Source organism: Stenotrophomonas maltophilia group sp. Smal32, from assembly GCF_030237085.1.
In the GTDB taxonomy this organism is placed as follows: domain Bacteria; phylum Pseudomonadota; class Gammaproteobacteria; order Xanthomonadales; family Xanthomonadaceae; genus Stenotrophomonas; species Stenotrophomonas maltophilia_Q.
On record NZ_JASJSI010000009.1, the window covers coordinates 23,889 to 42,819 of the forward strand.

General features: G+C 65.3%; 17 protein-coding genes. 8 read left to right on the forward strand and 9 right to left on the reverse strand.

Annotated elements, in window-relative coordinates:
• Window positions 1-3: 3 nt before the first annotated feature.
• Genes QRO91_RS03850 through QRO91_RS03865 form a run of 4 tightly spaced genes read right to left on the reverse strand, consistent with a single transcriptional unit; the run spans window position 4 to window position 6,966 of the window.
• Window positions 4-3,339: a PAS-domain containing protein gene (locus QRO91_RS03850; protein WP_197650057.1), complete on the reverse strand. Its 3,336-nt coding sequence runs from the start codon at window positions 3,337-3,339 to the stop codon at window positions 4-6.
• Between the two features lie 35 nt (window positions 3,340-3,374).
• A complete protein-coding gene (locus tag QRO91_RS03855; RefSeq protein WP_197650056.1) occupies window positions 3,375-3,860 on the reverse strand; it encodes a MaoC/PaaZ C-terminal domain-containing protein in 486 nt (161 codons plus the stop codon).
• On the reverse strand, window positions 3,857-4,735 hold the full coding sequence (locus QRO91_RS03860; protein WP_049430805.1) for an alpha/beta fold hydrolase: 879 nt from the start codon (window positions 4,733-4,735) through the stop codon (window positions 3,857-3,859). The genes QRO91_RS03855 and QRO91_RS03860 overlap by 4 nt, the downstream gene beginning before the upstream one ends.
• A gap of 32 nt (window positions 4,736-4,767) precedes the next feature.
• The gene (locus tag QRO91_RS03865; protein ID WP_285310267.1) at window positions 4,768-6,966 is read right to left on the reverse strand and encodes a TonB-dependent receptor; all 2,199 of its coding nucleotides are present in this window, start codon (window positions 6,964-6,966) and stop codon (window positions 4,768-4,770) included.
• Between the two features lie 197 nt (window positions 6,967-7,163).
• On the opposite strand from QRO91_RS03865, the gene QRO91_RS03870 reads away from it, so the two are divergent.
• The 3 genes from QRO91_RS03870 to QRO91_RS03880 all read left to right on the forward strand — a co-directional run bounded on the left by QRO91_RS03870 (window position 7,164) and on the right by QRO91_RS03880 (window position 9,565).
• Window positions 7,164-8,168 carry a PHB depolymerase family esterase gene (locus QRO91_RS03870; protein WP_197650055.1) on the forward strand — a complete coding sequence of 335 codons (1,005 nt, stop codon included), beginning with the start codon at window positions 7,164-7,166 and terminating at the stop codon, window positions 8,166-8,168.
• 91 nt (window positions 8,169-8,259) lie between these two features.
• Window positions 8,260-8,616 (forward strand): excalibur calcium-binding domain-containing protein, encoded by a 357-nt coding sequence (locus tag QRO91_RS03875; RefSeq protein ID WP_285310268.1) that lies wholly within the window; start codon window positions 8,260-8,262, stop codon window positions 8,614-8,616.
• Window positions 8,617-8,749: 133 nt separating this feature from the next.
• Window positions 8,750-9,565, forward strand: coding sequence for a trypsin-like serine protease (locus QRO91_RS03880; RefSeq protein WP_197619221.1), 816 nt, complete (start codon window positions 8,750-8,752; stop codon window positions 9,563-9,565).
• Window positions 9,566-10,153: 588 nt separating this feature from the next.
• Here QRO91_RS03880 and QRO91_RS03890 read toward each other — a convergent pair.
• The 3 genes from QRO91_RS03890 to msuE are packed head-to-tail and all read right to left on the reverse strand — an operon-like array spanning window position 10,154 to window position 12,848.
• On the reverse strand, window positions 10,154-11,188 hold the full coding sequence (locus QRO91_RS03890; protein WP_049430794.1) for a methionine synthase: 1,035 nt from the start codon (window positions 11,186-11,188) through the stop codon (window positions 10,154-10,156).
• Between the two features lie 38 nt (window positions 11,189-11,226).
• Complete coding sequence (locus tag QRO91_RS03895) at window positions 11,227-12,204, reverse strand: DUF1852 domain-containing protein (RefSeq protein WP_197650054.1); 978 nt, start codon at window positions 12,202-12,204, stop codon at window positions 11,227-11,229.
• Between the two features lie 56 nt (window positions 12,205-12,260).
• Window positions 12,261-12,848: an FMN reductase gene (gene msuE / locus QRO91_RS03900; RefSeq protein WP_197619219.1), complete on the reverse strand. Its 588-nt coding sequence runs from the start codon at window positions 12,846-12,848 to the stop codon at window positions 12,261-12,263.
• A 75-nt stretch (window positions 12,849-12,923) separates the two neighbouring features.
• On the opposite strand from msuE, the gene QRO91_RS03905 reads away from it, so the two are divergent.
• The gene (locus QRO91_RS03905; protein WP_049430788.1) at window positions 12,924-13,838 is read left to right on the forward strand and encodes a LysR family transcriptional regulator; all 915 of its coding nucleotides are present in this window, start codon (window positions 12,924-12,926) and stop codon (window positions 13,836-13,838) included.
• Window positions 13,838-14,707, forward strand: a complete 870-nt coding sequence (locus QRO91_RS03910; RefSeq protein ID WP_049430785.1) for a methylenetetrahydrofolate reductase — start codon at window positions 13,838-13,840, stop codon at window positions 14,705-14,707. The genes QRO91_RS03905 and QRO91_RS03910 overlap by 1 nt, the downstream gene beginning before the upstream one ends.
• Before the next feature lie 53 nt (window positions 14,708-14,760).
• Here QRO91_RS03910 and QRO91_RS03915 read toward each other — a convergent pair whose 3' ends face one another.
• Window positions 14,761-15,012 (reverse strand): hypothetical protein, encoded by a 252-nt coding sequence (locus QRO91_RS03915; RefSeq protein ID WP_049430784.1) that lies wholly within the window; start codon window positions 15,010-15,012, stop codon window positions 14,761-14,763.
• Window positions 15,013-15,528: 516 nt separating this feature from the next.
• On the opposite strand from QRO91_RS03915, the gene QRO91_RS03920 reads away from it, so the two are divergent.
• Window positions 15,529-15,960, forward strand: coding sequence for a BLUF domain-containing protein (locus QRO91_RS03920; RefSeq protein ID WP_049430846.1), 432 nt, complete (start codon window positions 15,529-15,531; stop codon window positions 15,958-15,960).
• A 40-nt stretch (window positions 15,961-16,000) separates the two neighbouring features.
• Entirely contained in the window at window positions 16,001-16,516 is a 516-nt protein-coding gene (locus tag QRO91_RS03925) for a hypothetical protein (RefSeq protein WP_049430781.1), read from the forward strand.
• A 13-nt stretch (window positions 16,517-16,529) separates the two neighbouring features.
• Here the strand turns inward: QRO91_RS03925 and QRO91_RS03930 are convergent, their stop codons facing one another.
• Window positions 16,530-17,465 (reverse strand): LysR family transcriptional regulator, encoded by a 936-nt coding sequence (locus tag QRO91_RS03930; RefSeq protein WP_197650053.1) that lies wholly within the window; start codon window positions 17,463-17,465, stop codon window positions 16,530-16,532.
• Between the two features lie 134 nt (window positions 17,466-17,599).
• Here QRO91_RS03930 and QRO91_RS03935 point away from each other — a divergent pair, with 134 nt between their 5' ends.
• On the forward strand, window positions 17,600-18,814 hold the full coding sequence (locus QRO91_RS03935; RefSeq protein WP_049430775.1) for an FAD-dependent oxidoreductase: 1,215 nt from the start codon (window positions 17,600-17,602) through the stop codon (window positions 18,812-18,814).
• Window positions 18,815-18,931 lie beyond the last annotated feature (117 nt).

Here is an 18,931-nt window from a genome sequence, read left to right on the forward strand (position 1 = left end):
GGATCAGGGCGTGGCCGCAGAGCTCGCGGACAGCAGGTGGTTGATCGCCCAGCGAAGTGCCAGCGGCTTGAACGGCTTGCTCAACAAAGAGAGCCCCGCGCCACGAACTGCATCGCGCGTCGCGCTGCCGGTGTCCGCACTGAGGATCACCGTCGGCCGCAGCCCATGCATGGCCGTCAGTCGCTTCCACAGCGCGACACCGGTATCGCCGTCATCCAGGTGATAGTCGAACAACCACAGCGCGGCCTCATGTGCTGATGCTCCGATCACATCGGCGCCCGTTGCCGCAATGACATCACAGCCCCAGGAGTGCAGCAGCTGCTGCATCGCCTCCAGCGCAACCGGGTCGTTGTCCACCACCAGCACGCGGATGCCCTTGAGGGCGGTGCTGCCATTGGCCATGGTTCCGCCGCGCGGCGCTTCCGGCCGCGAAGCGCGTGTCACGCTGAGCGAGAAGGTCGAGCCGCGATCCGGCACGCTGCGCAGGTGCAGGGGGGCATGCAGCAGACCGGCAATACGGTGTGCGATGGTCAGGCCAAGCCCCAGGCCCTGGCCATTGCTGCGATCGATCCGATGGAATTCTTCGAAGACCACCGCCTGTTGCTCCGGTGCAATGCCGGGGCCGGTGTCATGCACGCCAATCGACAGCCTCCGGCCCTGGCGGCGCACCCCCAGCAACACGCCGCCACGGCGGGTGTAGCGGATGGCATTGGCCAGGAAGTTCTGAAGCACCCGGCGCAGCAACAGCGGATCGCTGTAAACCCAGGCGTGGCTTCGCACATAGCCGAACTGCAGGCCGCGGGCTGCCGCGAGCACGGCAAACTCCTGTGCAAGCGGATCCAGCACGTTCGACACCGGGAACGGTCGCGGATCGGCCACCAGCCCACCGGCCTCCAGTCGAGAAATGTCCAGCAGGCCCGACAGCAGGTCATCGGTGGAATCCAGCGCACCACGGATCTGGCGCAGGAAGCTGTCGAGGAACTCCGATTCGATGTGCTGCGACATCGCATCGGTCAGCAGCTGCGCGGCATGCAGGGGTTGGATCAGGTCGTGGCCCACGGCAGTCAGGAAGCGGGTTTTCGCCACGTTGGCGCGCTCGGCTTCCTGCACCGCCTGTTCCAGCCGTGCGGTGCGGTCCTGCACGCGGTGCTCGAGTGTTTCATTGCTGCGCTTGAGTGCATCTTCCGCCCGGCGGAACGCGGTGACATCGGTGAAGGTGGCCACGTAGCCGCCACCCGGCATCGGGTTGCCGCGGATCTCGACGATGGTGTCGTCGGGGAAGATGCGCTCGGACAGGTGCGGCGTGCCGCGACGCATGTGGGCGACGCGGCGCTGCAGCGCTCTGTCGGGCGTGTCGCCGGGGCCGTCGCCAATCTTCAGCTGGCCCAGTGCCCAGGCGGTGAGATCGACCACCGGGCGCCCCACCTGCAGCAGCTCCGGCGGGAACCTGAACAACGCGGCGTAGCGGCTGTTCCAGGCCACCAGCTGCAGCTGCGCATCGACCACGCTGATGCCCTGGCTCATGTTTTCCAGCGCCGCCTCCAGTAGCCGCTGGTTGAAGCGCAGAACCTGCGTTGCCTCGCCCACCGCGCGGGTCACCGCATCCAGCGGCGCGGCGCCACCCTCGCGTGCGGCTTCGACCAGCAGCCGCGCCATGCCCGCGCCCACCACGGCGGTCAGCTCGCGCTCGATGGCGATGACCCGGTCATCATCCAGCATCTGCCCGGCGTGGCCCTCCAGCAGCTGGCGCGCACGCTCCTGGCCGAGGAAGCGCCCGGCGGTCCTGCGCAGGGAAGCGGCAGCCACCGCATCCCGCCTCCGGGGCAGCGGCGGACGCACGGCGCGCGACACCAGGGCAACCGTCAGCAGATTGATCGCCAGGCTGGCGCCCATGCTGAGCGCGATATGGCCGGGTTGCACGCGCAGCGAAACCACGGCCAGCCAGTGCAGTCCGTCGGGACTGGCCGACGGTGTCGCGGCCGGGATCACCATCGGCAGCAATACCAGCCACAGCCAGGCCAGCGAACCCAGCACGATGCCGGCCATGATGGCCGGGGACGGCGTGCGTGGGCGGTACACGGCCAGCAGCACCGCTGGTGCCAGCTGCGAGAGCGCGGTGAAGGATATCAGGCCGAAATCACTGAGTGCCTCGGTATCGCTCATCGCGCGGCTGTACAGCCACGCCATCAGGAACACGGCGAGGATGCCTGCACGTCGGAACGCCAGGACACGCGGGCGCAGGTCGGCATTGGCCACGCCGCCACCGATGCCGCCGAGCAGGTGCGACCCGAATCCATGGTTGCCAAGCATGATCGACAGGGTCAGCCCCGAGAGGATCATCATGCCGGTGGCCGCGCTCAGGCTGCCCAGGTAGGCCAGCAGTGCCAGCAGGTGACGACCGCCGGCCTGGGGCAGGGCCAGAACATACAGGTCCGGAGATACCGATGCCGGCAGCTGTGCTGCACCGGCCAATGCCATCGGCACCGACGGCAGCCCGATCAACAGCAGGTAGACCGGGAACATCCAGCGTGCCGTCTTCAGGTCCGAGGTCTGGCGAAGCTCGACCACGCCGACATGGAACTGGTGCGGCAGGGTGAATGCAGAGATGGCGCCCAGCGCAACCATGGTGAGATAGTCCGGCACGATGGCCGGTGGCGGCAGTTGTGCCATCTTTTCCAGCAGCGGCGTGCCGGCCGCGTGCACCGACAGCGCGGCATACAGGCCGATGGCCAGCAGGGCGGTCAGCTTCAATACCGATTCCAGGCCCAGAGCGACCACGATGCCGCGGTTCGGTTCGGTGGCCGATGCCTTGCGGGCACCGAACAGCAGGGTGAAGGCGGCCATCGTCAATGCGAACCAGAACGACATGTCCAGCTGCCAGCCGGCAGCTGTGAAACGATCACCCAACAGTGCGCCCAGCCCTTGGCTGACCGCTCTCAGCTGAAGCGCGATGTAGGGAATGATGCCGAGCAGCGCGACCAGGGTGATGGTGAAGCCAAGGCCGCGATCCGCACGCAGCCGTGCGACCACCAGGTCGGCGATGGTGGCACTGTTGTGCTGCTTGGCCAGTCGCCCCAGGCGGAGCAGGAACGGCAGGCCGAACGCGAAGATCAGCGCCATGCCAGCGAGGGTGGGTGGAATGGGGAAGCCCCATTGCAGCCCCTGCGACGCCGCGCCGTAGTACGTCCATGCGGTGCAGTGCACCGCCAGGGACAGTGCGTAGATGAGCGGCCATGCCTTCCAAAGCCGATGCCCCCGGCGCTCGCCCCACAGGGCCACGCCAAACAGCAGTGCGGTCCACGCAATGCAGGCCAGCAGCACGAAAGAGGGCGTCAACATCGCTCCAGTGTAGGCAGAAGCCGGGCGCGGCAGCGCTAGGCTGCGATCACGATCAGTGACAGCTGCTCGGCAACCAGTGCCATATCACCATCGGGAAGCCGTTCGACACTCTTGTGCTGGGTCAGCAGCCACTGCCCGGGCTGGCGCAGCTCCAGCGAGAGCAGCCGCGAGCGGACGCGCACCTCCGATCCGCTCGGCACCGGCGCCAGGAAGCGCACCTTGTTCAAACCGTAGTTGAGCACGTGGGCGATGCCGGGGAAGCCGGCGAGGGCGGCGACGTCGTCTTCCACGGTCAGTGAGAGCAGCAGGAAGCCATGCGCGATGGTGCGCCCACCCGCCAGCTGTGCCTGCGCCCGCGCCGGATCGACATGGATCCAGTTGTGGTCGCCTGTGGCATCGGCGAAGGCGTCGATGCGCGACTGGGCGATGCGGGTGGCGCCACTCAGCCGCTCGCTGGCCGCCCATTGCTGCAACGGCTGCAGGACGGCCGGCAGGGTGGCGTCGGTGCCCTGTGGGTTCATTCCACACGCTCCAGCAGGGCCAGGATCGCACCACGCGCCTCAGGCTCGGACAGCATGGGCGCGTGGCCGACATCCGGCACCTCCACCAGCCGGGCACTCTCCGACGTCGCCGCCATCTGCCGTGCAACGTCGGCCGGCAGGATGTCGGACAGGGCGCCACGCACCACCAGCACCGGCACGCGCGAGGTCAGCCCGCGCACCGCGCGCCACAGCACCGGCCGCAGCAGCCACAGCACCCACGGTCGCGTGGTGCGGATCACCGCCGGGTCGTAGTCCAGTTCCAGCAGTCCATCGCTGCGCGTGCGGAAGGTACGCACCGCCATCTGTCGCCAGTCATCGGTGCTGAAGCGCGGGAACGCGGCCTTGCCGATCGATGCCACATAGGCAGTGGCCTGCTCGAGATCCATCGGCGGCACCGGCTTGCCCGCGTACTTGCCGATCCGTGCCAGCGCCTCACGCGGCACCTTGGGGCCGGCATCGTTGAGGACCGCACCAGCGATCCGCTCCGGCGCGCGCGAGGCGAGGGTGATGGTCACCAGTACGCCCAGCGAGGTGCCGACGAATACCGCCCTGTCGATGTTCTGCGAGCGCAGCAGCGCTACCAGGTCGTCGGCATAGGTGCGCGGGTTGTAGCTGGTGGGATCATGCGCACGCTCCGACCCCGCGCGCCCCCGCAGGTCGACCGCGATCACGCGCCAGCCGCCGGCAGTGAGCGTATCGGCCAGCGCATCGAAATCGGCACCATTGCGGGTCAGGCCGGGAATGCAGACCACGGTGCCGCGCGGTGCCGTTCCCGAACCCGGTGCATGGTCGCGCGCATGCAGGCGCAGGCCATCATTGCTGTGCCAGTACAGATCTACGTAGGACTGCATCATGCAGGGGCTTCCTGGAAATCGTAACGGATGCGCTAGAAATCGTAACGGACGCTGAGGCTATATTGGCGCGGCGGGCCATAGAAGCCAATCAGCGTGCCGACCGCCGGAATGTTGTAACCGGTGGTGCGGTATTCCTTGTCGGTCAGGTTGGTGCCCTGCAACGAGAAGGTCCAGGCGTCATCCAACCGCCAGATCACACCGGCATTGACCAGTCCATAGCCGTCCTGGCGGATCACCGGGCTCAGGTCGGTGGTGGGCCAGACCTCGCTCTGGTAGCTGTAGCTCACCCGTGCAGAAAGGTTGCTGCCGTTGGCCAGGTCAGTGCGGTACTCCACGTTCAATGCACCCGAGAATTCCGGCGCATTGGTGAACTTCATCTGCCTGGCGACGTTGACGCCGCGATCGATGTACTCATCGTACTTCGTGTCCAGCCAGGCCAGGTTGCCGGAGATCAGCCAGTGCTGGCTGGGCAGGTACTGGTACTCGACTTCCAGGCCCTTGACGGTGCCGGCGCCGGCATTGGTGAAGTCGCCGAAGAAGGAATCGTCGATGCCATCGCCATTGGTGTCCAGGCCGGTGAACACCGACAGCTGGATATCCTTGTACTTGTTGTAGAACGCCGACAGGTTCAGGAAGAAGCGCTGGTCGAAGAAGGCCATCTTGCTGCCGACCTCGTAGCTGTCCACGGTCTCATCGTCGAAGGGCTCGGCCGAGCGTGGCACCGCCACCGCGTTGGCGCGGATGTTGTAGCCGCCCGACTTGAAACCGCGCGTGGCCAGCCCGTACACCATGATGTCCGGGGTGATCTGGTAGTCCAGCGAAACCTTGGGCGAGACGTTCCTGAAGTTGGTCTTCTTGTCGAAGTCCGCCGTCACCGCCACCGGCCGGCTGAAGCCCGGGTCAGCATAGAGGCGGTTCAGCACGATCGCGCGCTTGTCTTCGTCGGTGTAGCGGGCACCCACATCAAGCTTGAGCCTGCTGGTCAGGTCGAACGTCCAATCCGCGTACAGCGCGATGCTGTCGGTCAATACCTTGCCCTGGTTGTCGGCGAACTGGGCGCTGAAGTAGTTGTTCTGGATCTGGCCGCCGGCCTCGCCACTGAACTGGTACAGGCCGACCACGCCGCGCACCCGTCCGCCGGCATCGTAGTTCAGCTGTATCTCGTTGCTGACCTGCTCGTCGTGGTAAGTGCCGCCCACGTCGGCCAGCTTGATCGGCGTGGTGTCGAAGTCGATGTTGGCCTCACTGTCGGATTCACGCTTGGCCACCACGTACTTCACCGCGATATCTTCGTTCGGGCGCCAGTTCACCGTGGCCGACGCGCCCTTGGTTTCCACGTTGTTGAGATTGCGCATGCCCGAACGGATGTCATAACGGCTGTCCATTGGCGGGTAGGCGCGCAGGAACGGATTGGGCGCCAGCATCTTCGAACCGCGCATGCCGGAGTGGTCGTCGATCCAGTCCAGTGCGAACTGCACGTCGAAGTCATCGCCGGCGTACGCACCCAGGTTCACGCGCGCCGCGTTGATCTGCTTGTCGCTGACCGGCTGACCGTTGAACGTGTTCTCGCCGAAGCCATCGTGGTTCATGCTGGCCACCGCCACGCGGGCACGCAGGCCGCTGTCGGCACCACCGATCGGACCACCGATGGCGGCCTTGGCATCCAGCTGGCTGTAGTTGCCCACGGTGACCTGGGCGAAGCCCTCGGTTCTGGTGGGCAGGCCGCGCGAGATGTACTTGATCGCGCCACCGATGGTGTTCTTGCCGTACAGCGTGCCCTGCGGGCCGCGCAGCACCTCGATGCGCGAGACATCGAACACGTCCAGCAGCGCCCCCTGCGGCCGCGCGATGTAAACGTCATCCAGATAGATGCCTACGCCCGGGTCGGCGCCCCAGGTGGGATCGGACTGGCCGATGCCGCGGATGTAGGCGGTAACCGTGCTGCTGGCGCCACGGGCGGCGTAGATGGTCAGGTTCGGTACCTGCGCATCCAGGTCGCTGATGTCCTGGACATTCATCCTGTCCAGCGCCTCGGAGGTGAAGGCGGTGACGGCGACCGGTACCTCCTGCAGCGTTTCCTCGCGCTTGCGTGCGGTGACCTTGATGCTGTCCAGGTTTGTGGGTGAAGCGGTCCTGCCTGCCGTCGGCACGGCCTGTGGCGTGTCCTGTGCCAGTACCGGCCCGGAGGCCAGCAGTGCGCCGATCATGAGACTCAGGCAATTCCGTTTCATTCGGTCCTCCCCCAGGCAAGTGCTCACAGATGGCCCATTGCCACCCCTGCAGCGAAGGCTAGCGGTGTCATCCGGCAGCGGCGAGTGGACCTAGGTCCAGTCGGCAGTGGCCGCCGGATGCGGATACTGGGCGTGCCCTCAGCCGGACGCGCTCCCCGGTACTACTTCATCCACGACTCACGCATGAGGATCTGGCCATGAATTCCGGAATCGATTCGATCAAGGCGGTACTGCTGGCGCTGTGCTGCTGGCTGGCGTCGGCAGGCAGCGTGCTCGCCGCGGGCCCTGCCGGGCATTGGGACATCGGCCTGTACGGCAACCTGTTCGGCGCCCGCGAATACCAGGTCTGGGTGCCGGCCGGCTACAGCGACCAGCAGCCGCTGCCCTTGCTGTTGGTGCTGCACGGCTGCGTCAACGGCCCCAACCTGATGGGCGAGGCCTCCGGCTTCAACGATGTGGCCGACATCGAGGGTTTCATCGTGGTCTATCCGCGCCAGAACGTGACCTCCAACCCGGCGCGCTGCTGGAACTGGCAGCTGCCGATCAACCAGGCCCGTGACAGCGGCGAGGCGTCGATCCTGGCCGGCATCGTGGACAAGGTGAAGGCCGGTTACAGCGTCGATCCGCACCGGGTCTACGTCACCGGCATTTCTGCCGGCGGTGCTATGACCTCGATCATGCTGGCCTGCTATTCGGACGTGTTCGCCGCTGGTGCCATCCATTCCGGCGGCATGTTCAAGGGTGCGACCACCATCTCCGGCAGCGCCTACGCGTTGCTGGCCGGCAGCATCCATTCGCCGGACAGCAACGGTCGGCTGGCCTGGCAGTGCTCGGGCTCACCGATGCCGCGCCCGCTGCCGGTGCTGGTGTTCCATGGCAGCGCCGACCTCACCGTCAACCCGGTGAACGGTGAGCAGGCCGTGCGCCAGTTCCTGCAGACCAACGACCTGGCCGACGACGGCCTGGACAACGACTCGGTGAAGTACCTGCCGACCAGCACCTACCATGGCCAGGTGCCGGGTGGGCGTGCCTACACGATGGACACCTATGCCTATGGCGGTCGCACGCTGGCACAGCACTATGTGGTACAGGGCATGGGGCATGCGTGGAGTGGCAGCCAGTCGGGCTTGCCGTTCACCGACCCGAAGGGCCCGGATGCCACGTTGATCACCTGGTTGTTCCTGAAGAACTACCAGCGCTGAAGGCAACAACCGCTGTAGTGTCGAACCTGATCGACGGTTGCAACCCCATGCTAGCCTTCGCCCTGGCAGGACTGCCTGACAGGGGGAGGGCATGGACATCCGACGCGCTTTTTCAATCGCATGGCTCGCATTCGGCCTGCTCGCATTGCTGTTGTCGGCAAACGCCCTCGGCCATCCCGGCGGGCTCGACAGGAATGGCTGCCAAACCAACCGCAAGACCGGTGACTACCACTGCCATCGAGGCGCTCCAGCAGCGCCTCGATATGTCGACACCCCGCGCAGCAGTTTCGCCCCCGGTTCTGCGCGCAGGTCCGGGGTGTTTGCCAACTGCACGGAGGCCCGCGCCGCCGGAGCAGCGCCGGTACGGCGTGGTGATCCGGGGTATGGGCCACACCTTGATCGCGACAATGATGGCGTGGGCTGCGAACCCTATCGTGGTCGCAGGTAGGGCAAGGCCCGCCTGGCTTCAGTCGCCGTTTTCCCGCGTTCGTCGGTCATCAGCAGGGCTGGTCGCACGACCTCCCTGCGTCGGGGGCGATGCCCTAGGCTGTTGTCACTTGACCGCAGGGACGAAGGCTTCCATGAACCGCTGGCTTTTCCTCGCGCTTGCCGCGCTCCCGTTCGCCGCCGGTGCCGTGGTCATCCGCGATGATGTTGACGATGCCAGGTACCAGATAGACGCAACGGAATTCCCGGCACTGGCAGACATGCCGGGCGAGGGGCACGGCGTCCTGATTGCACCGAGATGGGTGGTGACCGCCGCGCATGCCGCACCGATGGAGGGGATGGGCGCCACCATCACCATCGATGGCAAGGGCTATGGTGTCGAGCGTGTCTTCCTGCACCCCGGCTATCGGAGGATGCCCGAGGCGCTGGGCATGGAGGCGATGGCAACGGGGAGTGCGTCGAAAATCCACGCGTTTCTGGCGGCGTCGGATGACATTGCGCTGATCAGACTTGCCACACCGGTGAGCGACGTGCAGCCGCTGGCGCTCTATCGTGGCAGCGCCGAGGTCACCCAGATCGCCACCTTGATCGGCAAAGGCGCCACCGGCAACGGTGCGACTGGACTGGTGCCCGGCGGGCCGCATCGTACGACGCTGCGGCGGGCCTACAACGCGATTACCGGCGGCAACACGCGTTATCTCTGGTACCGGTTCGACCCGCCTCCGCAGGGCCTGCCCCTTGAAGGCGTGCTCGGCAACGGCGACAGCGGCGGCCCGCTGCTGATCGAGGATCAAGGCGTGTGGAAGCTGGTCGGCCTTGGGTCCTGGATCACTGCCGTTTCCGAGCACGCACTTGAAGCCGGCTACTATGGCCAAGTGGTCTACAGCGTTCGCGTGTCCCGCTACATTGACTGGATCGAAAGCACTATCGATCGTGACGCGTCACGTTAACTGACTGCCCAGGAGCCTGTCGCGTAGATGCTGGCCCGGTCTCAAGGCATGCGACCGGCGTTTGTATCCTTCCAGCGATGGCTTCTTCGTTCAAACATCCTGCGTGCATGATCGACTTCCAGCCTTCCGGCTGGGTGCAGAACGGCGGGCGCTGGGATCTATGGTGGAACGGCCGTTCGGTGGCGCACATCATGGCACACCCCGTACTCGGTATCCGCCTATGCCTGGATGCGCGCAGGATGTCACGAAGCAAGGTCGTCGCTGCGGCGAATGTACGCCAGGCCAAGCGCTATGCCGAGCGCTGGTGCGCCGTTCGGCTTTGCCCCCAGTTGCGGCTGCGCGATGCAGTGGCACGACTGGTGGATGCAACGCCCGGCACGCAAGGTGCGGGGACGCCACCGCTCTCCCGCGAGCAGCGGCAGCAGGCCCGCCGCCTGGCTGAGGCGGGAGCGGGGGAGGTGAGGCGGATCAAGGAGGCGCTCGCGCCCCGTCGGCCGCCGATGGCAGTGCGGCCTGATGTGCAGGAAAATGGCAGAGCCTGGTCGACCACAGACCAGGCTCCACCCAGTCGCCCGCCGGGTGGCCGCGCTACGCCGAAAGCTCCTCGCGCACGATCTTCGCCCCTGCGCTGAGCGCGCGCAGCTTGCCGCGTGCCACTTCACGCGCCAGCGGTGCCATGCCGCAGTTGGTGCTCGGGTAGAGCTTGTCGGCATCCACGAACTGCAGCGCCCTGCGCAGCGTGTTGGCCACGTCTTCCGGCGTTTCCACCGTATTGGAGGCCACGTCGATGGCGCCCACCATCACCTTCTTGCCGCGCACCAGTTCGATCAGGTCGATCGGCACGTGCGAGTTCTGGCATTCCAGCGAGATGATGTCGATGCTGGAGGTCCGCAGCTTCGGGAACGATTCTTCGTACTGGCGCCATTCCGAGCCCAGTGTCTGCTTCCAGTCGGTGTTGGCCTTGATGCCATAGCCGTAGCAGATGTGCACGGCCGTCTGGCACTTCAGGCCTTCGACGGCCCTCTCCAGCGCAGCCACGCCCCAGTCGTTCACTTCGTCGAAGAACACATTGAAGGCGGGCTCATCGAACTGGATGATGTCCACGCCGGCGGCCTCCAGTTCCTTTGCCTCTTCGTTGAGGATCTTCGCGAACTCCCAGGCCAGCTTTTCGCGGCTCTTGTAGTGGGCGTCATACAGCGTGTCGATCATGGTCATCGGGCCAGGCAGGGCCCACTTGATGGGTTGCGCGGTCTGGCGGCGCAGGAACTTCGCATCCTCCACGAACACCGGTTTCGGGCGGCTGACCGCGCCAACCACTGTCGGCACGCTGGCATCGTAGCGGTTGCGGATGCGCACGGTTTCGCGCTTCTCGAAATCGACACCGCTGAGGTGCTCGATGAAGGTGGTAACGAAGTGTTGCCGGGTCTGTTCGCCGTCGCTGACAATGTCGATGCCTGCGTGCTGCTGTTCCTGCAGGGACAGGCGCAGCGCGTCCTGCTTGCCTTCAATCAGGCCATCGTCCTGCAGTTTCCAGGGTGACCAGAGCTTCTCGGGCTCGGCCAGCCAGGATGGCTTGGGCAGGCTGCCTGCGGTGGAGGTGGGAAGCAGTTTCTTCGTCGACATTGCGTCTTGTTTCCTGGGGCGAGTGGGGAATCGATGGATCAGCGGGCGGTCCACTGCTCAAGCACGGCGCGGTATGGCTTGATGAAGTGTTCTTCGGTGAACCTGCCCTGCTTGACCGCCAGCTGGCTGCGCTCTTCGCGGTCGTAGACGATGCGGGTGGAGGAGTAATCCTGGTGCTTCAGGCTGGGCTGGTAGACCTTGCCGGCCACGGAGTTGGCGTTGTAGATCTCCGGGCGGTAGATCTTCTGGAAGGCCTCCATCGTGCTGATGGTGCCGATCAGCTCCAGGTTCGAGTAGTCGCCCAGCAGGTCGCCCTGGAAGTAGAACGCCAGCGGTGCGACGCTGCCCGGCGGCATGAAGTAGCGCACCTGCAGGCCCATCTTGTCGAAGTACTGGTCAGTGGGAGAGAACTCGCCCTGCCGGTACTCCACGCCCAGGATCGGGTGGTGGTTCTCGGTGCGGTGGTAGGTCTTGCTGCTGGATACGCTGATGCAGATCACCGGCCCCTTGCTGAAGTTGGCACGGTAGGCGTCAGATTCCAGGAAATGCCTGAACAGCTTGCCGTGCAGGTCTCCAAAGCCTTCCGGAATGCCAAAGGTGGCCTTGCCTTCGTTGCTGGCCGGCAGCACCACGCTGAAATCGTAGTCGCGCACGTAGGACGAGAAGTTGTTGCCGACGATGCCTTCGGTACGGGCACCGGTGCGGGTGTCGACGATGGTCGGTCGCAGCACTTCGATCAGCGGGAACGGATCGCTGCCATTGCCGCCATCGATGTGCATCTCCACCGAGATGATGTCCAGCTCGACCGCGTAACGATCCGCGCTGGGGTTGTCCCAGTGCGCCAGATCGTTGAAGCGGTTGTTGATCATGCTGATCGTGTTGCGCAGGTTCTCCTGGCGCGACGCGCCGCGGGCCAGGTTGGCAAAATTGGTGGTGATGCGCGTCCCATCGGCGGGCTGGTAATCCTCGTTGAAGGGGATGCGCGTGATGCTGAAGGTGAAGGTGTCGGTCGTCATGGATGGCGTTCCGTAGTGCGGGGTGACATCCGGATGCGGGCGAAGGCATCCGGCATTCAATGTGCTGCGGCGGCCTCAAGGGCGGCGGCGCGGTGGCGGGGCAGGGCCAGCAGCGGCAGGGCCCGCCGCACCGCCAACCGCGTCCGCTCGATCAGGGCATCGTTGTGCACGTGGCCGTCGACGAAATCGCGGTCGGTGGCGTAGACGCCCAGCGGCAGGGTGCGCGCCTGGAAGAAGCTGAAGAGCGGGCGCAGCTGATGGTCGATCACCAGCGAATGGCGCTCGCTGCCGCCGGTGGCGGCCAGCAGGATGGGGGTGTCGACCAGTGCGTCCTGGTGGATGAAGTCGAAGAAATGCTTGAACAGCCCGGTGTACGAGCCGCGATAGACCGGCGTGCTCACCACCAGCACATCGGCCTGCTCGACGGCGGCCAACTGGCGTTCCACCGTGTCGGGCAGCTGCGAACGCCAGAGCGCACCCGCCAGCTGCGGGGCCAGCTCGCCCAGTTCAACCAGGTGCTGCTCGCTATGGATGTCCTCGCCCATCAGGTCCAGCAGATGCTCGGCCAGGGCCGCGGCCCTGGAGGGGCGCTGCAATCCGCCGGAAACGGCGACGATTCGAAGGGGGCGGGTAGGTGAAAGCATGACCCGATGCTAGCCACGCCCTTCCATGACGTAAAATGGTATTACTTCACCAATCCATGAGCGGGATTCATCATCATGCTGGAGCGGATCCACCTCAGTATCGTGCAGCAGGTCGAGCAGCAGGGCTCTCTCACCGCTGCCGCCGGCGTACTCAACCTGACCCAGTCGGCCCTGAGCCACAGCATGAAGAAGCTGGAGCAGCAGCTGGGTACCGACGTCTGGCTGCGCGAAGGCCGCAGCCTGCGGCTGACCCAGGCCGGGCAGTACCTGCTGGCGGTTGCCAACCGGGTGCTGCCACAGCTGGACCTGGCCGAGGAGCGGCTGGGCCAGTTCGCACAGGGTGAGCGGGGTGCGCTGCGCATCGGCATGGAATGCCATCCCTGCTACCAGTGGCTGCTGAAGATCGTCTCGCCGTACCTGGCCGCGTGGCCGGACGTGGACGTGGACGTCAAGCAGAAGTTCCAGTTCGGCGGCATTGGTGCACTGTTCGGGTACGAGATCGACCTGCTGGTCACCCCGGACCCGCTGCTGAAGCCGGGCCTGAAGTTCATTCCCGTATTCGACTACGAGCAGGTGCTGGTGGTGGCCAGCAATCATGCGCTGGCCAAGCTCGACCATGTAAAGCCACGCCAGCTCGCCCAGGAAGTGCTGATCAGCTACCCGGTGCCGTTCGAGCGCCTGGACATCTACAACCAGTTCCTGCTGCCGGCCGGCATCACCCCGCGACGGCACAAGGCCATTGAAACCACCGACATCATGATGCAGATGGTGGCCAGCGGCCGTGGCGTGGCCGCCATGCCACGCTGGTTGGTGGAGGAGTATGCCGCGCGCATGGACGTGGTACCGGTGCGCCTCGGTGCGAAGGGCATTCCCAAGCAGATCTATCTGGGTGCGCGCCAGGCCGACACCGGCATCGACTATCTGGAGGCCTTCATCGACCTGGCGCGGAACAGTTCGCCCCTGGCCAGCAGTGCAGGCATGGGCAAGTAATGTCCGCACCTACGTCACTGCGGGCGCAGGCCTTCCTTGATGCCTTTTCGCTGGAGGTAAGCGCCAAGGCCATGCCGGCGCTGGCTGCCGAAGCCGCCCGCATTCCGCGTGGCACGACGATTTCCATTCCCTGGCTGGCCAGCGAGGACGACGACGCACGCCTGGCAGCGGCGCGCAGGGTGCGTGAACTGGGCTTCGAGCCGATGCCGCATCTCCCGGCCCGCCGAATCGGGTCGCGTGCCGCGCTTGAGCGGTTCCTGCAGCGTGCCTCCAGCGAGGCCGGTGTCGCCCAGTACCTGGTGATCGCCGGCGATCTGGCTACGCCCGCCGGCCCATTTGCAGATAGCGCTTCGATCATCCAGACAGGGCTTCTAGAGAGGGGCGGCATCAAGGTCGTCGCCATCGGCGGTCATCCCGAGGGCCATCCGGTGATGGGCAGTGACGAGTGCTGGCAGGTGCTGGATCACAAGTGCCGAGCCATCGAAGCACGCGGCATGGCGCCGATGATCATCACGCAGTTCGCCTTCGATGCCGACGTCGTTCTGGCCTGGTTGGACGCGCTGCGCGCCCGTGGCATCGATGTTCCGGTACTGGTCGGCGTGCCGGGTCCGGCAAGCATCGCGCGGCTGGCACGCTACGCCGCAATGTGCGGGGTGGGTGCCAGTGCATCCATGCTGGCAAAGTACGGCATCTCGATCGGACGACTGCTCGGAACCGCGGGGCCGGAAGTATTCGTGGACCACCTGGTGAGCGGTTTGACTGAGGCCCACGGGTTGGCCAGCCCGCACTTCTTCCCGTTCGGTGGTATTGCCCAATCACTGGACTGGATCAAACGGCATCGGGCGCAGGCGTCGGTTGCCCGCCGCTGACAGGTCAATCATGGCGGCCGGGCAGTTCACGTGGTTGCCCGGTCCCGTCCCGGTCAGCCCTGCCGGTGTCGTATCTCGGACGGGCAGCTGATCAGGCCGGCATTGCTGATGGCCTGGCGCGTACCGCACGCGCGGCACGCAAGCACGGTGCCTCCTCTCACATGCTCCATCTCCTGCTCACCCCAGACGCTGGTTGCGCCGCACGCCGTGCAGGTTGCTTCTATCTGCAGGGCCCGGGCCAGGTCGCCCTCTGCGCCCGGTCTGTAGGTGAGGTCGGTGATCTTGAATATGCCGGTATGACTCATTGGAACGCCGTTGTGGGTCTACTACGGGAAGATATCGATGCAGAGGTGTCGGGCGCGTTGGCGCGGCGTCGAGAAGCGGTGCGGGTCCACTCAGGGGTCAGTCCGCAATGTGAATTCCTCCAACCGCGCACGGCTGACGGACTGATGGTTGCCGCACCCCGGGCAGCTGAGCGAAGCAGCGCCGTTGAGGTCGACAAGCCCATGACCAGGAATGGCCCGGAATTGCCTTGAGCATTTCAGGCAGGAGCAATCAATCCGGGTGACCTGCAGCAGGGTGCCATCCTCACGCGCCACTCCTTCGACGCTGACTACATAGAACTGTCCGATGTCTCGCATGAAGATGAACAATGCCCTGAACGTTTGGGGCGCCCATCATGCCGTCTGGCGTGCCGTACGGCGCAGCCATCGACCGTCCTTATTCTGAAGAATTAAGAATACGCATCACGGCCCGGGCTTGTACCGGATGCTAGAGTGTGAATAGGTGCCGACGTGGCGCCACATTCAAGGCGGATGTCCATGCCCATCAGGGCCGTTGTATACGCAAGCCAGGCCGCCGAAGGTCTTTCGATTGATCGTCTGAAGGCGCTCGTGGCCGATGCTGCAAGGTTCAACAAGCTTGCAGGGGTGACAGGCGTGCTGCTGCACGACGGCACGCGATTCGTGCAGTACTTCGAAGGCCCGGAAGATGGCGTGGCCAGCGTCTACGAGCGCGTGCTGCAATCGGCCAGCCACACGGATGTCGTGGAGCTGGCCCGCGGGCGCGTCTCTACCCGCCAGTTTCCCTATTGGTCGATGCACCAGCTTCCTGCCGATCAGCTTCTGGTCGGCCGACTTGCCAGGGCCGACTGGTCACGCTTCAAGAGAAGCCAGCCCGAGGAAATCGCAGGCTCCGCGTGGGGAATCGATGTGCTTGCTGCGGCGGTAGCGCCCTACGTACACGCCGCTTAGTTTCCGCTTCGGCGGCCACTTGATCGAGGTGTGCAGTGAAATGAAGGCTCTCATCACGCTCATTGCTGCACTGGCTGCGGGCCCGGCGCTTGCCGATGCCCCGCTGCCGCCGCCGGAGAGGTTCACGGCATGCTCCTCCGCGCGGAATCTCTGTGCTGATTCCGATCCGGCCTTGAATTCAACACGGGTAACGCCGCAGGCATCCGGTCAAGAGGCCTGGCTGATACCCGGGTGGCATCGCTGGCTGTTCCCGTCGGACGATGGGGAGTCGGTCGTGGTCGGCTACGAGGGCATGAACCTGGTTCCGGCTGACGTGAGGTTGAGCGAGCCGGTGCTGCTTTTCTACCATCGTGGCCGCTTGGTCCGCACCGTCACCCTGGGTCAACTGTATCGCCGCACATCGCAGCTTCGGCGTACCGTCTCGCACTTCGCCTGGGCGAGTACCATCGGCTTCAATCACTCCAACCAGCTCGTGGTCGAGCTGGTCAATGGAGAGAAGGTGGCGTTTGCTCCCAGAACAGGTGCTCGCGAGCCGGTTCGGCCGGACGGGCGCTGACTGCCCGCCGCTGTCACCGCCCGGATTGATCGGGACGCAACACAGGCGCTGCCGGTTGCAGCCGGGCCTGGATGAATTCCAGCAACGCCCGGACCCGCGCCATGACCGAATGGCGATGGCTATAGGCTCCAAGCAGTTGCAGCGGCGCAGGTAGCAGATCCAGTTGCACTTCCTGCAGCCGGCCGTCGGCAATGTCGTCCTGGCACGGATGGGCCGCAACGATGGCAAAGCCCAGGCCTTGGCGTGCGCCCGCAACGGCCAACTCCCCACTGTTGACCCGATAGCGGCTGCGCACAGACACCTTCACGATGTTTCCCGTGGCGTCGAGAAACTGCCAGGGCTGCCCCTTCAGGGCACTTGCGGTGGTGATGCAAGGGAAGCGCTTGAGTTCATGCACCCGATGCGGCACGCCAGTCCTGGCCAGCAACGCCGGCGCGGCCACCACAATGCTGGGCAATGTCGCCAGAACACGGGTGATGAACGCACTGTCATCCTGCGGGCCACGGTGGAAGAACAGGGAGAGATCGATGTCTTCGCGCAGCACTTCCAGGCCGGTCAGGCGCGTGTCGCACTCCAATTCAATGCCGGGGTGGAGACTGCAGAACTCGGCGAGGATGGGCGCGAGCAGCCGTGGCGCTTCGGTCGGAATGCACATCCTCAGAGGACCCTTCAGTTCGCGCTGCACCGCGCCGAGCTCCTCCTCGGTGGACAGCAGGGTATCGAGCAGGGGCTTGGCGCGCGCGTATAGCAAGGTGCCGGCTTCGGTCATGCGCAGGTGGCGGGTACTGCGCTCCAGCAGTCGAACGCCCAGGTTGCGCTCCAGTGAAGCGACATGGCGACTGACGTTGGATGAAGGCAGGGCCAGCAGGCGCGCCGCACCCGAAAAGCTCTGCTCGTCTACAACGGCCACGAACACACGGACGGTGTTCAGGTCGAAACTACTGCGCATGACTATCCCGTCCAGGGTATGAACTTCTCTCACTTCTGCATGCTAGTTGCCAGCATTGGCAGAGTCCAGACTGCACTCCCGCCCCATGGATGTTCCGCAATGGCGTACCCGGGGCTGATAAAAGGCGTGTTGGAATGGACGTAGGAATCCTGGGTGGCGGCATCGCAGGCCTGAGCGTGGCCCTTGCCCTCCACAAGCAAGGGCACAGCTGCTTCGTATACGAGCGCCGCACCGCACCATCAACCATGGGCGCCGGCGTGACACTCTGGCCCAACGCCGGCTTCGTACTGCAGGAATTCGGGCTGCTGGAGGACATGGGTGCAGTCGGCGGCCGGCCGACATCCGTGCACCGCTGGAATGCAGCGGGTGACCCGCTGGGTGGCCTGGATATCACGTTGCTAGACCAGATCATGGGATACCCGACCCATACGATTCTGCGCAGGGACCTGCAGGCGGTTCTGCTGGATCATGTGATGCGAGCGCGTATCCCGGTGGCGTTCGGGCATTGCGCCGAAACAATTGAGCTGGATGCCAGCGGCAAGGCCGTGGCGCGGTTCAACAATGGGCACAGCATCCGCCCGGATCTGCTGCTCGGCGCGGACGGGCGCATGGATTCGGTGGCGCGCAGGTTCGTCGCGGGGGACAACACGCCGATCTACCAGGGCTTCGTGAACTGGATCGGGGTTGCACAGGGCAGGGCACTGGCAAGCGACATCAGGATCGATGACTACTGGGGTGCCGGGGATCGTTTCGGCTGCGTCGCCGTCCGCGAAGATCGGGTGTATTGGGCGGCCGCGCAGGCGCGCCCACTCCCTGCGGCGTCCCCCGCCGCGGGCATGCACGACGAAGTGAGGTGCTTGTTTGCAGGATGGCCCGAGCCTGTCGACCGCCTCATCGAGGCCACGCCGGCGCACGCCGTCCAGCGGGTCGCCGTGCACGACCTTGAGCCGCTGCACACCTGGAGCCGCGCAAACGTGCTGCTCATTGGGGACGCAGCCCATGCGCCGCTGCCAACATCGGGGCAGGGAGCATGCCAGGCACTTGAAGACGCCTGGCACCTGGCACGCTGCATTGGCGGGGGCGATGGCTGCCTGGAAGAGGTACTGCTGCGCTTCGCCACCATCCGCGGCCCCAAGACTGCCCGGCTGGCAGAGCAGGGCCGCATGTTCGCGCGCGGCCTGTTCGCCAACGACCCTGAAACCTGTCGTATCCGCAACGAGCGCGCCAGGGCATCCGACCCAATGCGCGACGCGCTGGCCATGGCGGCAGGATGGTCGCAGGGCCTGCCGATGGCCGACCGCGTTGAAAGGCTGGCGGCAAACAGTGCAGGCAGCATGTATCGCCTATGAAAGTTGGGAATCACCCATGGCCTGACCGCGCCATCCCCCACCTTCACCCCGCAGCAGCGAGAATGCACCATTGGGCGCGCTTCGACGCGCGCCGTTCACTGCCCGCAGGATCGCGAA